The organism is Acidovorax sp. SUPP1855 (assembly GCF_030158955.1).
Lineage (GTDB): Bacteria > Pseudomonadota > Gammaproteobacteria > Burkholderiales > Burkholderiaceae_C > Paracidovorax.
In genome coordinates, this window is record NZ_BQXI01000005.1 from 225,211 (window position 1) to 239,086 (window position 13,876).

Consider the following 13,876-nt stretch of genomic DNA (forward strand, 5'->3'; position numbering starts at 1 on the left):
TTGGGGGCACCTTTTCTCAAAATGGGGGCACATCCATGCCCCCCGGCATTGCGCTGAATGTGCCCCCAACGGCGACCATCAGCCAGCCTCCAAAAACGCTTGCGAATGCCTGCGACATCGGGCGTCAAACTCCTAAAGCAGTCCAGATTCACCAGCGCCACATGACTAACGCAGGCCGTTCTGAAAAAAATTTTTGGCGCGCGCTTGGACGGTCGATAAACACTCCAAACCCTACAAACCCACCAATTGGGTGATGCGACCTGCGTCCGGCAGAAAAATCATTGGCGCGCGCTTCGACCCTCGGTAAACCCTCCAAACACTACAAACCCACCAACGCGCAGTCCTTTCCGGCATGGCACGGCCTCGGCCAAAAAAATCACTCGCGCGTGTTTCGTCCAAAAAAAACACTCCAAAACCCACCAAACACTACCAACGCCGGTTTGAGGATGGCACACTGATACTGTGTTTAATTACAGTCTTCTGGCGTCCCAGGGGATGCCACTGTATCCATGCCCAAACGCATCCTCGAAAAATCCGCGCTGGAAATCTCCCGCCTGCGTGTCGATGGTTCCCACGCCGTGGGCGGTGTGACCGGCCTCTATCTGAGGGTCGTCGGCGGCTCTCGCTCCTGGGTCTTCCGCTACGTGCACGGCAGCCACCGCCGCAACATGGGCCTGGGCAGCTATCCGCTAGTGGGACTGGCCGAAGCCCGCGAGGCCGCCCGCGCCGCCCTCAAACTGCGGGCGAGCGGCATCGATCCCCTGCAGGCCAGGCAGACGCAGCGCGAAGCGGCTCGCCTGGCCACAGCGCGCCAGATGCGCTTCGATGACGCGGCCGAAGCATTCATCAGGGAACATGAGGCCACATGGCGCAGCCTCAAACACGCCCAGCAGTGGCGCAGCACCCTGGCCACCTATGCCCACCCCCACATCGGACACCTGCAGGTAGAAGACATCAACCAGGCGCAGGTGCTGCGGGTGCTGGCGCCTATCTGGAAAACCAAAACAGAAACCGCCTCCAGGCTGCGCGGCCGCATCGAGCAGGTGCTGGACTGGGCCACGGTCTACGGCCACCGAACCGGCCCCAACCCTGCCCGGTGGCGCAGCCAGCTCGAACACATCCTGGCAGACCCGAACAAGCTGGCGCCCGTTCAACACCACGCGGCCGTGCCCGTGGCGCAGTTGCCCGACACCTACCGGCGGCTGCTGACCATGGAGGGCACCAGCGCCTGTGCGTTGCGCTTTCTCATCCTCACGGCAGCCCGCTCGGGCGAGGTGCGCGGCATGGTCTGGAGCGAGGTCGATCTAGAGGCCGGGGTATGGACGGTGCCAGCAGAACGCATGAAGGCGAACAAAGAACACCGCGTGCCCTTGTCGAGCCAGGCGCTGGAGCTGCTGCGCACGCAGCCATGCACTCCGATGGTTGACCATGTGTTTCCGTCGAACCGCAGGGGGCCGTTATCGGATATGGCATTCACCGCGTTGATGCGCCGGCACGCGCTGGGGGCGGTGCCGCACGGCTTTCGGTCGACGTTCAGGGATTGGGCGGGAGAGATGACGCACCACCCACGCGATGCGGTGGAGCTGTGCCTGGCGCATGCCATCGACAACAAAACAGAGGCGGCCTACCGGCGCGGGGACATGCTGGAAAAGCGGGCTGCCGTGATGCAGGATTGGGCTGGGTATGCAGTTTCAATGGCGCCTCAGCCAGCCAGGGAAGCACGATGAGATGGGATTGTCCGCATTGCAGCAGCGTCGCGCGGCCCCACTCAGTGGTGGACAAAGACCTTTACTGGATGGATGTGATTTGCTGGTGCACTAATCCCTACTGCGGCTTCACTGGCGTATGGCGGACTGAGATACGACGTACGTTACAGCCTTCAAAAATTCCGAACCCTAATGTGGCTCTCCCGATCTCTGCGCGCGCTGCGAAGCGCCAGGAGAACAAAGCAAAGCGGCAAGCAGCCGCAGCTGCAGCTGCAGCTGCAGCCGCCACCCCTACCGCCACTGGCTCAAACTCGGAGCCTGCTACGCCGCTTTGCGCATCATCTGCGCCCGCGCTGGCGACACAAACTCACGCGCCAACAGTGCCGCCAAATCCAGCATGCCCAGCGCCGGCACCACTGGCCGGTCGCCGTACTCAGGGCACGCCCTGGCCATCATGGCTAGGCACATCAATATGAACGTCCAGCGGGCGGAACTGAGCGGCACCAGCGCCCGGAGATTGCGCTCTGGCTCTGGCGCGAAGGATGTCTTGTGAAAATGCCCTGCCCTATGTGCAAAGGGAAGACCAAACTGCACTCTGGACAGCAGGTTGATCGTTTCGCGTGGGAGCACATTTTTTGCTGCTGCGATCCATACTGCGGATGCACATTCGTCACGCGCGGGGAAGTGGCGCGCATCATCACCCCGCCCAAGGTTCCCAATCCCGATGTGAACCTCCCGATATCTGCTCGGGCTGCCAAACGGCGTGAGAACAAAGCGAAGCGAGAAGCAGCTGCGGCCGCAGCTGCCACCGCCTCTGACTCAAACCCGAACCCTGCTACGCCGCTTTGCGCATCATCTGCGCCCGCGCTGGCGATACAAACTCACGCTCCGACAACGCCCCCAGATCCAGCACACCCAGCGCCGGCACCACCGGCCGCTCCGCATAGTCCGGGCACGCCTTGGCCATCGTGGCTAGGTACTTCAAGATAAAGGCCCAGCGCGCTGCACGAATCTCCGCGTCGCTCGCCTCCGACAAGTGCATGCGGCCCAATGAATCCTCGTACGCACTGGCCTGCTGCGGCACGTGCGAACACAGCGCCATCGCCCGCGCGATCTTCTCGCCCGCTTCCTGCAAGGCGTGGTAAGCCTCGGCCCGTGCATAGGCGCCCTGCGCGGCATCGTGCGCATCGACATAGGCCCGACCTTGCTCGCTGGTGTCAATCAGGTGTGTGCGCGTGTCTTGCTCACGCTGAGCCAGCGCGGCCCGCATTGCATCGGCCATGGCCACCGCGTCCCCCTTGCGTGACAGCGCTTCGCGCACGGCGTCGTTGCGCTCATAGCCCGCTGCAGCGAACTCGCGCAAGAAGTCTGATTCGGCCGTGGCTGCAGCTTGGTCTGCGGCCCGGATCTTTGCGAACAAATCGGCCTGCAGCGCGACCGCCTGGGCGTAGGCTGCCCCAGCGCCGTGTTGGTAGTCCGCTCGCGCAGCGTCAAGCGCGGCAATGGCCTGGTGCAGTTCGGTTTGCGCGTTGCGCACGTCTTCGTTGATGTCGTATCCCATGGTGTTTGCTCCTGTTGTGGGTGGTGGGTGGTGGGTGGGTTTCAGCAATCGGCCTTGGCTGGCTGGTCGCTGTCATCCGCTGTCGCCAGCGCCACCGCGCTGGAGAACTGCAGGCTCAGCTTCTGGTCAGCGCCGTGGAATTCGCCCGTGATGCGGTGCAGCGCGATGCGTGCGGCGTCGTACTTCTTGATGGCGCCCTGCAGGTCGGTGCGGGCGGTAGTGAATGCCTTGCGGGCTTCGGTTTCAGTCATCGTTTTTCCCTTCATGTGACTGGTTAAAAAATCGGGGGTGGGTCATAGCGCCCTGGCTGCGCAGCGCGTGTGGGCGGCGCTGGGGCAGCGCCCAGCCACTTCGCCGCCGCCGTGCCCTGCACATGCGAGCGGGCCACGTGCTGCGCTGCCGGCGTGAGCTTCGGCAGCAGGCTGCGCCACGCGTCGCGCAGCGCTTGCACAGCGCCCTGCTCTGCTTCCATCACGTCGATGCGGGCCTGCTGCGCCGCTGCTGCCTTGTTCGCCTTGTCCAGCTGCATGGCCAGTCGCTGCACCTGGCCTGCTAGGTCGCGCTCGTTTTGCGATGAAGGCACCACGGCACGCAGCGCCTCCAGCTCGCGCTGGCGCTTGGCGCGGTGCTTCGCTTGCCGCTGCGCATTGGTCATGGCCAGCCCTCGGCCGGCATCGGTGGATGTGGCCATGGTCAATACGGCAGCGCGCAGAACAGGTGGCAGCGGCCCTGCACATCCTTGGCCGGCAGATACCAGCGCGGCACGCCAGGCAAGCGACCCAATGCCGCCATCGAACAGTTGCCTGCGGTCTGCAGGTGGTAGCAATCGCGGCAGCGGCGTCGGTCGTCGGCCAACACTTCGCCGCCCTGCAGCAGCGCGATCAGCGCGGGTTTGTGCTGGGCAATGGCAGCGCGCAGGCCGTCATCGAGCACGCTGGCTGGGCGCACCTGCAGCTCGTTGTCTGGCGTGGTAGACAGCGAGAATCCCTGTTGCTGCAGGCGGGTCAGCAGCGCGCTGGCAGGCGTCGCTGATTGCATTGCGTGGTCGTTCATCGGCTTGCCCTCAGAACGTGGCCACGTCATCGGGGACGCTGGCCGCACCAGCTGCAGCATCGGCCGGCGGTGTCGGAGTCGGGGCACTTGGCGCGGTGCACTGCACTGCCCAATGCAACAACCCGGCGCGCATCCCCACACGCACGAAGCGCTTGCCGTCCACGATGCGGCCTTGCATGCGCTCCACCCAGCGGCCCAGCATACGGGGATTGATCTTGCCGCCCTGGCCTGCAATGTCATCCATGACCATGAGCAGCAGCGCGTCGGTGTCACTGCGCCGAATCGCACTGCCCACCGTCATCTGGTCAGACCCAAACGCAGCAGTCCACGCTTCGGCCAACGCGCGCAGCTTGGTGGTTTCGGGGTCTTGCTCGAAGGCACGCGCTGCGGCTTCCATCGGGTCTGCAAGCTCCGGCAGCCCGTCGCCTTGGCCGGCCTCGGCCGCAGCGGCCACGTGCTTGGCCAGCCAGCAAATCGGCTGCCGCACTAGGTCATCCCAGCATTCAAAGCTAGCCGTGCGTCCCTTGGCCACCTTCGGCCGCCCTGCGGCGATATAGGCCCGCACGATGGTCAGCGCCGCCACCACATAGCCCAGCCGATCCGCCTGCAGCATCTGCGCCGGGTCAAACGAGAAGTCCCGTGCATAGGGTGTCTCGCTCTGCGCGTCGATGCGCGCTGTCAGCACTCGCCGGCAGGTGTCCGACGTCATGCGCAGGTTGTTGCCCGTGGCGATGAACAGAGCGCGATTGGGCAGTGTGATGGTTTCGCTGCTGCCCAGCACCCGGTCGGAGAACGTGGGCGCGGTCAGGAAGGCATCGAGCGAAGCAGACCCCAGCGGCTCGCGCACGTTGTCCCACAGCACCACGCGCTGGCCTTCGCGCAGCACCGCAAACAGGCGTTTGCGGGTTTCTTCATCGGTGTCGGCGGGTGGAAGAATTGATGGCTCAGAGCCCATGGCCACGATACCGATGCAGCGCGCCAGCAGCGTTTTCCCGCTGCCGGCCGCAGGCGCATCGAAACCCACACCCGGCGCGGTAGGCAGGCTGGCGCGTAGCGCGGCCGACAGCACGCCATGCAACGCCACGCCGTTGGCCACGGCATCGACCAAGGGAAACAAAGCCAGCGGCGCCCACAAGAATTTGAGCGCGGCCAGCGCATCCTTGACGCTGGGCTTGACCGGCACACGCGGCGGATTCGGATGCTCACTGTAGAACAGCAAGCCCGATGCTTCATCGTGGCCAGGTCGATCCAGAATGCTGCCGTCGATGCGCAGCGTGGGCGCCGTCACTACGGCCACCAGCTTTTTGAACCCACGTTCGCCATGCTTGGCCAGGACGGCCCGCGCCACAGCAAGTGGTGCATCTTCGGGACCTTCTTCGGGCGCCTCATCGCCATCGGCCTTGCGGCGGTGCCGCACCGAATAGAACTCACACACCCGGCCCATGTGATCCGTGAGCCAGTCCGGCGTCACCGGCCTGGGCTTGCCGTCGCTGACATACGCCACGGCCCCTTCGCCATAGTCGAACAGCTCGCCCCGTTCCTGCAGCACAGCCAGCACCGCATCGGTCGTTGCCACGCGCATGCCGCGCCCCACCTGAATGCGCGCACTCTGACGCAGCAGCTCAAACCGCATGCCACCGTGGCGGTGCGTGAACAGGTACGGCCGCTGGCCGCTCTTGAGATTTACCACGGCCACCCGCGTGTCGTGGTCCGGGTCCAGCGGGTCGGCAAACTGCGCGTTGTGCCAGCGGTCGGGGTGGTCGAGGATTTCGCCCACGGCCACCGCTTTTCCCTGCTCAGCCATCAGCACGAAGTCGCCCATCAGTACGCGCTGCGCGCTGGCCCGCTGCAGCACGTCGCGCGCCTTGTCGATGGGGATGCCGCGCCGCTTGGCCAGGGCCGGGGCCTGCGTCGCCACCCAGCGCTCGCGCTGCGCAGCGCATTGCCCTGCGAGCTGCTGGCGGGCGGTCTTCTTCAATGCCTGGGCTTGCTTGTTGGTGTCGGCGTCGTGCGGAATCAGCGCCAGGTCAAAGAGGCCCAGCGGATCGCCAAAGATGCGCGGCGCAGCGTGCGGCCGCTGCAGGCCCTGGCCCAGCACGGGCGGTGCGCAAAAGTCCAGCCGCTCAGGCTGCCACACGCTGGCATCGATCAGGCTGCGTTCCAGCGCCTGGCCCGCCTTGCCGACTTCAAACCAGCCATGGCCCGCAGCCCACAACAGTTGCACCAGCGCGCGGCCAGCCTCGGGGATGCGCGAGGCATCACGCACAGGGATGTACAGGCGATGCCTGGCCAGGGGCGACAGCTCGCGGCCGTCGGTGGTGCGCACGCCAGCGGAACAGCTCGGGCGCCACAGCATCGGTGCGTCAGCAAGTGCAGGGCACGCTTCGATCAGTCGGGCTCGGAACGTGTCTGCATCGAGGTCCCCATCGGGTGCACCGTCATGGTCGAGCATCAACACGCCGGGCCCGGCCGGATAGGCGAAGTGCCGGCGCGTGCGCGATACCGCATCCGGTGTCTGCGCCACTTCACGCTCAGGGACGATGACGGCCCGGGGCCGATCACATACGCCCCAGCTTGTCGCCTGGGCCGGGTTCAAGCCTTCTAGCAAATCGGCCAGCTCTTGCAGGCCGTGAACGGTCTTGCGCTCAGCGCTGCCGCTCATCATGTTGGCGGCGCTCTCTTTGGCGAGCGTGCCATCGCTCTTGAGCGACAGCAGTTTGGTGAGCCGCGCCGGCACGGTGGCGGTGAATACCGTCAGCTGCAGCACAGGTGCCGCCTGGGGCATCGCCGCGCCCGTGTCAGGTGCGCTGGCCTTCTTGGTTGCCATGGGAATTCCTTCTAGAAACGGGTCGCGGTGATGTGGGGGTTTTGCAAGGCGCCAGCGGCATCTGCAAGCTGGGCCGTCATGGGATAGACATCGAGGCCGCAGGCATTCGCCTTGCGAGCCAGCTCCGCAGCGGGCTGCCACTGCGCCGACGTGCCGGGGTCGATGAACAGGTGCACGCTGCGCGCAGCACGGGGCCAGCGCACATGCGCCAGCGCGGCCGCATCGGGCACCGCCCACACGGGCATGCGGGTGGCACGGGCGATGCGCAGTGCGGGCACCACGCCGACCGCCACGCCCCAGGCGCTAGAGCCAGAGCCAGAGCCAGAGCCAGAGCCAGAGCCAGAGCCAGAGCCAGAGCCAGAGCCAGAGCCAGAGCCAGAGCCAGAGCCAGAGCCAGAGCCAAAGCCAAAGCCAAAGCCAAAGCCAAAGCCAAAGCCAGCATCGACCGGCGCGAGCTGCGCCGCAGCGCCCTGCCCTGGCCCGGCCATGCCGGTGGCCTTGATCGGCGCGGGCACCGGGGCCAGCGCCCCCTCGGCCGACAGATAAATGCGCTGCAGCGCGACCGCGTGCTGCACGGCCTGGCCACGCAGGCCATTCGGGAACACATCGAGCTGCAGCAGCACCAGCAGTGCGGGGTGCTGGCCTTGGCAGACCGCAATGCCGTTGGGCGCGACCTGCCAGTAATCGAGCGCTGGGTGTAGGCGCAGCGATGCTGGCCAGGCGCCCGGCACCAGCGGCGCGGCGCCATTGACGCGCAGGAACAGGTCTGCAGCATCGCCAGCCATCACAGGCCGGGCTTGCGCCCAGAGACCCGCGATGCGCTGGTGGTTCAGCTCGTAAGCGTGGCGCGCGCTGGCGCCGGCCGCCAGATGGCGTTGAATGTGGGGACTTGTCATTGCTGCTTTCCTTTGGGGGCGGCTTTAGCCAGCGCGTGCGCCACCTGGCGAGACTTCGCCGCAGCCGCCTGCAGGTGGGACGCCAGCGCATCGGCGGTGTCAGCGGTCAGCACGAAGTCGGCGTCGAACGTGCCGCCCGACACAGACACCAGCACGTCGCAGATGCCGCGCGTGCGGTACGGCCCGCCGGCATCGGTCAGCGTGTCCAGCACCACGCCGGGCTGGCCGGTGCGGGTCAGTGCCTGCACGCTGCCGTGGTGCTCGAAGTGCCTGCCCTTGGCATCGATCAGTGAGGGGGTGCTGGTCATGACGGCACCTGCGCAGACGGCGTTGCACTGGTTGCTGCCGCCGCTGCTGCGGCCTGGGCTTCATGCAGCACCAGCGCCGCATGCAATGCATCGAGCTGGTCATCCATGATCTGCAGCCGCGCGGCCATGCTCTCGCCCAGGATGTGCAGTGCCGCGCTCAAGTCTTCGGCTTCCGCATGCTCCGCATAGGGCACCAGGCTGTGCATGGCTGCGAAGGCATCGCGGCCAAAGCGCAGGTGGCCCAGCTGGTCTACCGCCTCGAAGGCCAGGTGCGGCGCGTGGGCGTCGATGCGGCCTTGTTGTTCACGCTCGCGCAGCGCGGTGTTGGCGGCCGTCAGCTTGTTGTCCAGATTCACCAGGCGGGCATCGATGGCCATCGTGAAAGTGCGCAGCAGCTCGGCCAGTTCATCGCCGGATGGGCTGGCGCTGAGATCGCTGTGGCCGATCAGCGTTTCCACGCCGCGATAGGCACGCAGCACGGTGCGGATGGATTCGGTGTCGTCCTGGCACTGCAGCACCAGTTGCACCACGGGTGCCAGATCGGCGGCAGGCGACGCTGGCAGGCAGGGCTTGACCGCAGCGGGGCACGCGCTGCAGGCGGTGCGACGTTCGATGTAGCCGGTCACCACGCGCTGGTCGAAAAAGTCTTTGGGCTCCGGCAGCGGGAAGTTATCGCGGCAGTTTTGGCAAGGCTTCGCCTGCACTGCCTGGTGGGCAGCGTTGTGGGTGATCGTTTGCATGGTTACCCCTCCAGGCTCAGAGCGGTGTCCAGGCCGCGCAGGGCGGCCAGGGCTTGGGCCACCTTGCGGCGGGCGCTCGGCACATCAAGGTGCGACTGGCAGAGGTGATGCAGCGCCGTGCTGAGCGCGTTGTGCGCGGCGGCGTGCAGTCGAATGGGGTCGGGGGTGCCCGTGGTGGGCGATGGGGTACGCGCGGCAGATGCGCGTGCGGGGATACGGTGAGCCATGACTGGCCTCCTAGTGGTTCGGTTTGCAAAAACCGACGCCATCGCTGTCAAACAATGGCGGCAGCTCGGACGGGTTGACAGACCGGGAACCACTTGCGTGAACCGGCGAGCCTTGCGACTCCCCATCCGAGCCACCATAAAAACTGGAGGCGCGAACAAACAAGCCGCAGGTGCTCTGCGGGAGAGACTGCGGCTTGCGTCGCAGTGGTTCATCGGGCTGTCAAACCCCATCACGCCTTTTTTTGACGTGACGGCGCAGTGTAGCGTGGGCTGGCAGCGTCGTGCAATGACTGTGCGCATGCGGGGCATGCAATCAGAGAGGTGTCGCACGGTCGGCCTCCTTCGCCTTGGGTGCCAGGCGAACGCCGGGGCCACCGCCCGGCTGCGTGATCGCCGGCTGCTCAGTGACGGCGCGGCGCGTGTGCTCGCTGATGGGCAGGTACACCAGCGGGTCGGGCTTAGCCGATGGCGACAGGGTGCGCACCGCTGCGGCGTGAACGACAAAGCTGTGGCCACATTCCGCGTCTGTGCACTGGTAGATCATCTCGCGCAGGATCGGGGACGCCTGGCTGCTGTGGCGAATGGTCGAGCCGGCCCGGCAATGCGGGCAGCGGTAGAACATCGAGGTCGCTTTCATGCAGCGACTCCAGCAGGGCGGGCAGCGCGGGCTGCGGGGAGCGTCGGCACCGCTGGGCGGGCCGCGATCCACGCATCGACTTCGGTTTCGCGCCAGGCGACGCAGGCGCCGTGCAGCTGCACCGGGCCGGGGAAGTCGCCGGCTTTGACCTTGGCGTAGACGGTACTGCGGCCCAGGCCAGTGATGAAGCACACGTCATCGACGCGCAGCAGGCGCTCCCGGTAGGGACGCGCTTGAAGGGGGGCCGGCTCGGCGGCGGTTGGGTTTGGAGCGGGAAGCGTATTTGGCATTTCCCTATGGTCTTGTGTGGACAGGGAAAAGCCAAGAAACGCTAACTGTGGCTGCGCTTCCCACAATTAGTCGCAGGACCGCTAAAGCATGTTGAAGGAGCAATCGGTCACACGGCAATGGCACTCTCAAGCTCAACGTCACTCGCGCGTAACGTAACAGACTGCTACGATGTCTTCCATGGCTTCTACACGCCAATCATCTAGACCGCTGACTTCCAACCAGGACCTTTAAGGCAATATCAAATGGTAAAAGTTAATGCTAAGCAGAACGAAACGAAAAGCAGGGTGGAATACATAAAAGTATTTAAGCTGTTCGGAAGCTTAAATCACACGATCTCTCTCCATACTGATGGCGTGACGATAGTTCATGGGCCCAACGGATGTGGTAAGACAACTGTATTGCGTTTGCTTAGCGCCCTTATCGACTGGGATTTCAAAACGATTAGAGATTTTCCCTTTGAGAAAATTGAACTTGGTCTTGGCAATAGGAAATTTGTTCGAGTCAAAAAGGAAAAACAAAAGAATGACAGGGGCAACGCCAAACCAATGTCCATTAATCCTGCAACGGTCCATGAAATGGACATCGATTCTATTTCTTGGGTAGAAGATGACGAATATGTTCGAATGGAGCTGGTTCGAAATGGAAACACCGTCCATTCTGACATTCTAACAACTGACTCCAGCGAAGACTTATATGCAAAAGTACTACGAGACCCTGCAATAATAAAAAGACTTCGCCCTACATTAAGGCAGGTCGGGCCTCGTGCTTGGCGTGACATGCAAACAGATGTGCGATACACGACATTGGAAGTCTGCCAATTACTAATTGAGTCATTTGTGCAAATGCCGGACTGGCTTGTCAAAGAGGTTGGCTCCTTAGAGGTTGGATTCATTAACGCTCAACGACTTTTAGATGTATCTCGCCAACACTCAGGGCCGCGCCCTGAAGAAAGGGCCAGTGTCAGACAGTATGTGGAACTGTATTCTGATGAAATCAAATCGAGAATAAATGAGGCCCTAAATAAATCTGCAATTATTTCACAGAGACGAGAGCGGTCATTCCCTGAACGAATGCTAAGTGAAAAGCATAATCGCGCATCTAACGAAAGTATACTAAACGATTACACAAAATTGCAAGAACGCTTCGCCAAACTTTCTGAGACTGGGCTTCAAGAGGAAATTCCGCTACTCAAACTTGGCTCTACTAAATTCAATCCAACCGAGAGGCGCGTGCTCGGCTTATATTTAGAGGATTTGAATGAAAAGCTGAACGTCTTCTCTGAGCTACAAGATCAGATCGACACTTTCAAAATAATCGTTGGGAAGAAATTTCGGCGAAAGATTTTGAATATTGACAGAAATTCCGGCTTCGCAATTGTCGACGAGGCTGGAGAACCTTTATCCCCCGGCACACTATCAAGCGGCGAGCAGCATCAAATCGTAATGTTCTATGATCTGATCTTCTCCAAAAAAAGCGGGCTGCTTTTCTTAATTGATGAACCAGAGATCTCGTTACACGTCGAATGGCAAAGACAATTTCTTTCCGATCTAGCGATCATTTCAAAACTCAAGGGCCACCAATTTTTAATTGCCACTCATTCTCCCCAAGTAATAGGAACTCGCAGAGATATCGCAATTCCTTTGGACGGGGGTGTTTCAATTGAAGCTGCGGATGAAAAAATCGAGAGAAAAAAGCCTATAAACCTGGCAGGGAGCTGAAATTATGGAAATGACACCAGATGAAGTAGTTACCGAACTCGAGCTACTGACAAACGCAAATCCATCACTTGCCCTTGTCCTGGTTGAGGGCGAAACTGATCAAGCTTTATATAGTAGTCTGATAAGTGAAGCTTACGGCTCATCGGTGATGTTCTTTGCCACTGGAAGCCGGTCACTTCTTACAAAATCTTTAAGTATCATAAACCAACCCGGATTAGCGGGACTCCCCCCCACAATTGGAATAATTGATCAAGACTACCTTATTCCGCTTGGAGAAAAAATACCAACTCAAAACATATTTTTGACCGATCTTCGAGATGTTGAGTGCATGATGATCGCTTCAGAGGCAATGAAAGTTTTATGCGAAGAATATATTGACTGGAAAAAAACCGGTGCCGCAGGATTACCCAACGCCACAGAAATTAGGAAAGCACTTGTCAAGTCATGCGTTCCTCTAGGCGAGCTCCGGTATTGGTCTCAGTCCACCAAAAAACATTATATTTTCAGAAAACTTGACTTGTCTGGCTGCCTTGACAAGGCCGGAACTAGACTGGACTGCACAAAAATCCATGACAAGCTACGTGGCGCACAGAAGCCAGGAAATTCGATTCCACCTGACGCCTTTGTACATGCCAACATGAATGTGGCTTCTAATGCACATTTTTCTTCGGAGCTTTTAATATGCAGAGGTCACGACTTAGCGGAAGTTTTTTCAGCACAGTTAAGAAAGAGGTGGGGACGAGCTCATGCAAAAACCGTAGATGCTTCTACCATTGAAAGGAGCCTGCGACTTGCATTTCCGAGATTCTGGTCATCATTTCAACAAATCAAGGATATAAAGCATTGGTTTACAGGTGCCGGTTTAGGCTATGTACTTGCGCCGTAAATACCTGCGCCGGAGTGTGTAGAGCTGCAGCAAAGCGCGCCGCTGTTGCGCGACTTTGCTGCCTCAATGGCTAGCCAAGTGAAAAGCGTTCTGCAAATGGATCGCGCTTGCTGAAGCTCACCCGCTTGGCATAGATGGGTTACTCATCGCCGGATTGCAGATATTTCTTAACGGTGTTGCGAGCCAGGCTAACGAAACGCACACCAGTGATTCTTAGATGGCGGCCCCCGCCTCGCGCCAAAGGCTTCGCATTGGTCGGTTTGTAGGCTTTGAAGTGTTTGCAGACCGTCGAACCGCGCGCCAAAGATTTCTAACTCGCTGACTCAACCACCGCGCCAGACGCCCGCCTCTGGTGGCTTTGGTGGGTTTCAGAGGGTTTTATTCCGACGAAACGCAAACCATTGTTTTTTTCTGAGCGGGCTTTGGCATGGCCCCAGAGGCGTGGCGTTGATGGGTTTGTAGGCTTTGAAGTGTTTACCGACCGTCGAAGCGCGTGCCAGTGAAACTCTCCGCCTTGGATCGAGCACCTTGCCATACGTCCGCCGTTGGTGGGTTTGGTGGGTTTTGAAGGGTTTTTTTCCGACGAAGCCCCGCCAATTGTTATTTCCTAAACAGGCCGCCGCAGGCTTCGGACTGGTGGGTTTGTAGTGTTTGGAGTGTTTATCGGCCGTCCAAGTGCGCACCAGTGATCTCTCAACTCAGCGGGCTGGGCTGCACAGCTGGAACGTAAAAATCAATTTTGAAATACTCGGAAAAGACTCACTACAAACACTACAAACTGGTCTTTGTTGGTGTGTTTGTAGGGATTTCATTCCAAGTATCTCTAGTTTGAAAAAACATCCTTTTCGTTACGTCACAGGCTCTCAGCGGCAGTCGGCAATGCACCAACAGAAGCCGACGTGGGCTTCCCCCGGTTTCCCGGACACATCGAATGACATGATGTGTTTAGGAGGCAAACATGCCAAGGACGAGAAGAGCATTTACGGACGAGTTCAAACGGGAAGCGGTGAAGCTGGTGAAGCAACC

General features: G+C 61.0%; 16 protein-coding genes. 5 read left to right on the plus strand and 11 right to left on the minus strand.

All coding sequences use genetic code 11. The features are described 5' to 3' along the window. The first annotated feature begins 509 nt into the window (after positions 1–509). Positions 510–1,727 (plus strand): tyrosine-type recombinase/integrase, encoded by a 1,218-nt coding sequence (locus tag AVMA1855_RS06725; RefSeq protein WP_284425094.1) that lies wholly within the window; start codon positions 510–512, stop codon positions 1,725–1,727. Between the two features lie 300 nt (positions 1,728–2,027). Here the strand turns inward: AVMA1855_RS06725 and AVMA1855_RS06730 are convergent, their stop codons facing one another. After that, positions 2,028–2,336, minus strand: a complete 309-nt coding sequence (locus AVMA1855_RS06730) for a hypothetical protein (RefSeq protein ID WP_284425095.1) — start codon at positions 2,334–2,336, stop codon at positions 2,028–2,030. Here AVMA1855_RS06730 and AVMA1855_RS26600 point away from each other — a divergent pair. Beyond that, entirely contained in the window at positions 2,274–2,696 is a 423-nt protein-coding gene (locus tag AVMA1855_RS26600) for a hypothetical protein (RefSeq protein WP_349817093.1), read from the plus strand. The genes AVMA1855_RS06730 and AVMA1855_RS26600 overlap by 63 nt on opposite strands. A gap of 612 nt (positions 2,697–3,308) precedes the next feature. On the opposite strand, the gene AVMA1855_RS06740 is transcribed toward AVMA1855_RS26600, so the two are convergent. From AVMA1855_RS06740 to AVMA1855_RS06785, 10 genes are all read right to left on the minus strand, one after another. Continuing rightward, positions 3,309–3,518 (minus strand): hypothetical protein, encoded by a 210-nt coding sequence (locus AVMA1855_RS06740; RefSeq protein ID WP_284425097.1) that lies wholly within the window; start codon positions 3,516–3,518, stop codon positions 3,309–3,311. Positions 3,519–3,541: 23 nt separating this feature from the next. After that, positions 3,542–3,958 (minus strand): hypothetical protein, encoded by a 417-nt coding sequence (locus tag AVMA1855_RS06745; protein WP_284425098.1) that lies wholly within the window; start codon positions 3,956–3,958, stop codon positions 3,542–3,544. Between the two features lie 2 nt (positions 3,959–3,960). Then, positions 3,961–4,320 (minus strand): TubC N-terminal docking domain-related protein, encoded by a 360-nt coding sequence (locus AVMA1855_RS06750; protein WP_284425099.1) that lies wholly within the window; start codon positions 4,318–4,320, stop codon positions 3,961–3,963. 10 nt (positions 4,321–4,330) lie between these two features. Further along, the gene (locus tag AVMA1855_RS06755) at positions 4,331–7,147 is read right to left on the minus strand and encodes a hypothetical protein (RefSeq protein ID WP_284425100.1); all 2,817 of its coding nucleotides are present in this window, start codon (positions 7,145–7,147) and stop codon (positions 4,331–4,333) included. 11 nt (positions 7,148–7,158) lie between these two features. Continuing rightward, positions 7,159–8,043 carry a toprim domain-containing protein gene (locus tag AVMA1855_RS06760; RefSeq protein WP_284425101.1) on the minus strand — a complete coding sequence of 295 codons (885 nt, stop codon included), beginning with the start codon at positions 8,041–8,043 and terminating at the stop codon, positions 7,159–7,161. After that, a complete protein-coding gene (locus tag AVMA1855_RS06765; protein WP_284425102.1) occupies positions 8,040–8,351 on the minus strand; it encodes a hypothetical protein in 312 nt (103 codons plus the stop codon). Before AVMA1855_RS06765 ends, AVMA1855_RS06760 begins: the two co-directional genes overlap by 4 nt. Beyond that, positions 8,348–9,091, minus strand: coding sequence for a hypothetical protein (locus tag AVMA1855_RS06770; RefSeq protein ID WP_284425103.1), 744 nt, complete (start codon positions 9,089–9,091; stop codon positions 8,348–8,350). The genes AVMA1855_RS06765 and AVMA1855_RS06770 overlap by 4 nt, the downstream gene beginning before the upstream one ends. Before the next feature lie 2 nt (positions 9,092–9,093). After that, on the minus strand, positions 9,094–9,318 hold the full coding sequence (locus AVMA1855_RS06775; protein ID WP_284425104.1) for a hypothetical protein: 225 nt from the start codon (positions 9,316–9,318) through the stop codon (positions 9,094–9,096). 313 nt (positions 9,319–9,631) lie between these two features. Continuing rightward, the gene (locus AVMA1855_RS06780; RefSeq protein WP_284425105.1) at positions 9,632–9,955 is read right to left on the minus strand and encodes an Ogr/Delta-like zinc finger protein; all 324 of its coding nucleotides are present in this window, start codon (positions 9,953–9,955) and stop codon (positions 9,632–9,634) included. Further along, complete coding sequence (locus tag AVMA1855_RS06785) at positions 9,952–10,245, minus strand: helix-turn-helix transcriptional regulator (protein ID WP_284425106.1); 294 nt, start codon at positions 10,243–10,245, stop codon at positions 9,952–9,954. Before AVMA1855_RS06785 ends, AVMA1855_RS06780 begins: the two co-directional genes overlap by 4 nt. 243 nt (positions 10,246–10,488) lie before the next feature. Here AVMA1855_RS06785 and AVMA1855_RS06790 point away from each other — a divergent pair, with 243 nt between their 5' ends. The 3 genes from AVMA1855_RS06790 to AVMA1855_RS06800 all read left to right on the plus strand — a co-directional run. After that, complete coding sequence (locus tag AVMA1855_RS06790) at positions 10,489–11,964, plus strand: AAA family ATPase (protein ID WP_284425107.1); 1,476 nt, start codon at positions 10,489–10,491, stop codon at positions 11,962–11,964. 4 nt (positions 11,965–11,968) lie between these two features. Next, positions 11,969–12,850 carry a DUF4435 domain-containing protein gene (locus tag AVMA1855_RS06795; protein ID WP_284425108.1) on the plus strand — a complete coding sequence of 294 codons (882 nt, stop codon included), beginning with the start codon at positions 11,969–11,971 and terminating at the stop codon, positions 12,848–12,850. Positions 12,851–13,525: 675 nt separating this feature from the next. Next, positions 13,526–13,876: hypothetical protein (locus tag AVMA1855_RS06800; RefSeq protein WP_284425109.1), on the plus strand; the 351-nt coding region annotated here is incomplete at its 3' end.

Bases quoted from the DNA above. Each gene is read 5' to 3' on its own strand.
- AVMA1855_RS06775 (WP_284425104.1), bottom strand. From the start codon at position 9,318: ATGGCTCACCGTATCCCCGCACGCGCATCTGCCGCGCGTACCCCATCG.
- AVMA1855_RS26600 (WP_349817093.1), top strand. From the start codon at position 2,274: ATGTGCAAAGGGAAGACCAAACTGCACTCTGGACAGCAGGTTGATCGT.
- AVMA1855_RS06750 (WP_284425099.1), bottom strand. From the start codon at position 4,320: ATGAACGACCACGCAATGCAATCAGCGACGCCTGCCAGCGCGCTGCTG.
- AVMA1855_RS06765 (WP_284425102.1), bottom strand. From the start codon at position 8,351: ATGACCAGCACCCCCTCACTGATCGATGCCAAGGGCAGGCACTTCGAG.
- AVMA1855_RS06785 (WP_284425106.1), bottom strand. From the start codon at position 10,245: ATGCCAAATACGCTTCCCGCTCCAAACCCAACCGCCGCCGAGCCGGCC.
- AVMA1855_RS06725 (WP_284425094.1), top strand. From the start codon at position 510: ATGCCCAAACGCATCCTCGAAAAATCCGCGCTGGAAATCTCCCGCCTG.
- AVMA1855_RS06780 (WP_284425105.1), bottom strand. From the start codon at position 9,955: ATGAAAGCGACCTCGATGTTCTACCGCTGCCCGCATTGCCGGGCCGGC.
- AVMA1855_RS06755 (WP_284425100.1), bottom strand. From the start codon at position 7,147: ATGGCAACCAAGAAGGCCAGCGCACCTGACACGGGCGCGGCGATGCCC.
- AVMA1855_RS06760 (WP_284425101.1), bottom strand. From the start codon at position 8,043: ATGACAAGTCCCCACATTCAACGCCATCTGGCGGCCGGCGCCAGCGCG.
- AVMA1855_RS06795 (WP_284425108.1), top strand. From the start codon at position 11,969: ATGGAAATGACACCAGATGAAGTAGTTACCGAACTCGAGCTACTGACA.
- AVMA1855_RS06790 (WP_284425107.1), top strand. From the start codon at position 10,489: ATGGTAAAAGTTAATGCTAAGCAGAACGAAACGAAAAGCAGGGTGGAA.
- AVMA1855_RS06745 (WP_284425098.1), bottom strand. From the start codon at position 3,958: ATGGCCACATCCACCGATGCCGGCCGAGGGCTGGCCATGACCAATGCG.
- AVMA1855_RS06740 (WP_284425097.1), bottom strand. From the start codon at position 3,518: ATGACTGAAACCGAAGCCCGCAAGGCATTCACTACCGCCCGCACCGAC.
- AVMA1855_RS06770 (WP_284425103.1), bottom strand. From the start codon at position 9,091: ATGCAAACGATCACCCACAACGCTGCCCACCAGGCAGTGCAGGCGAAG.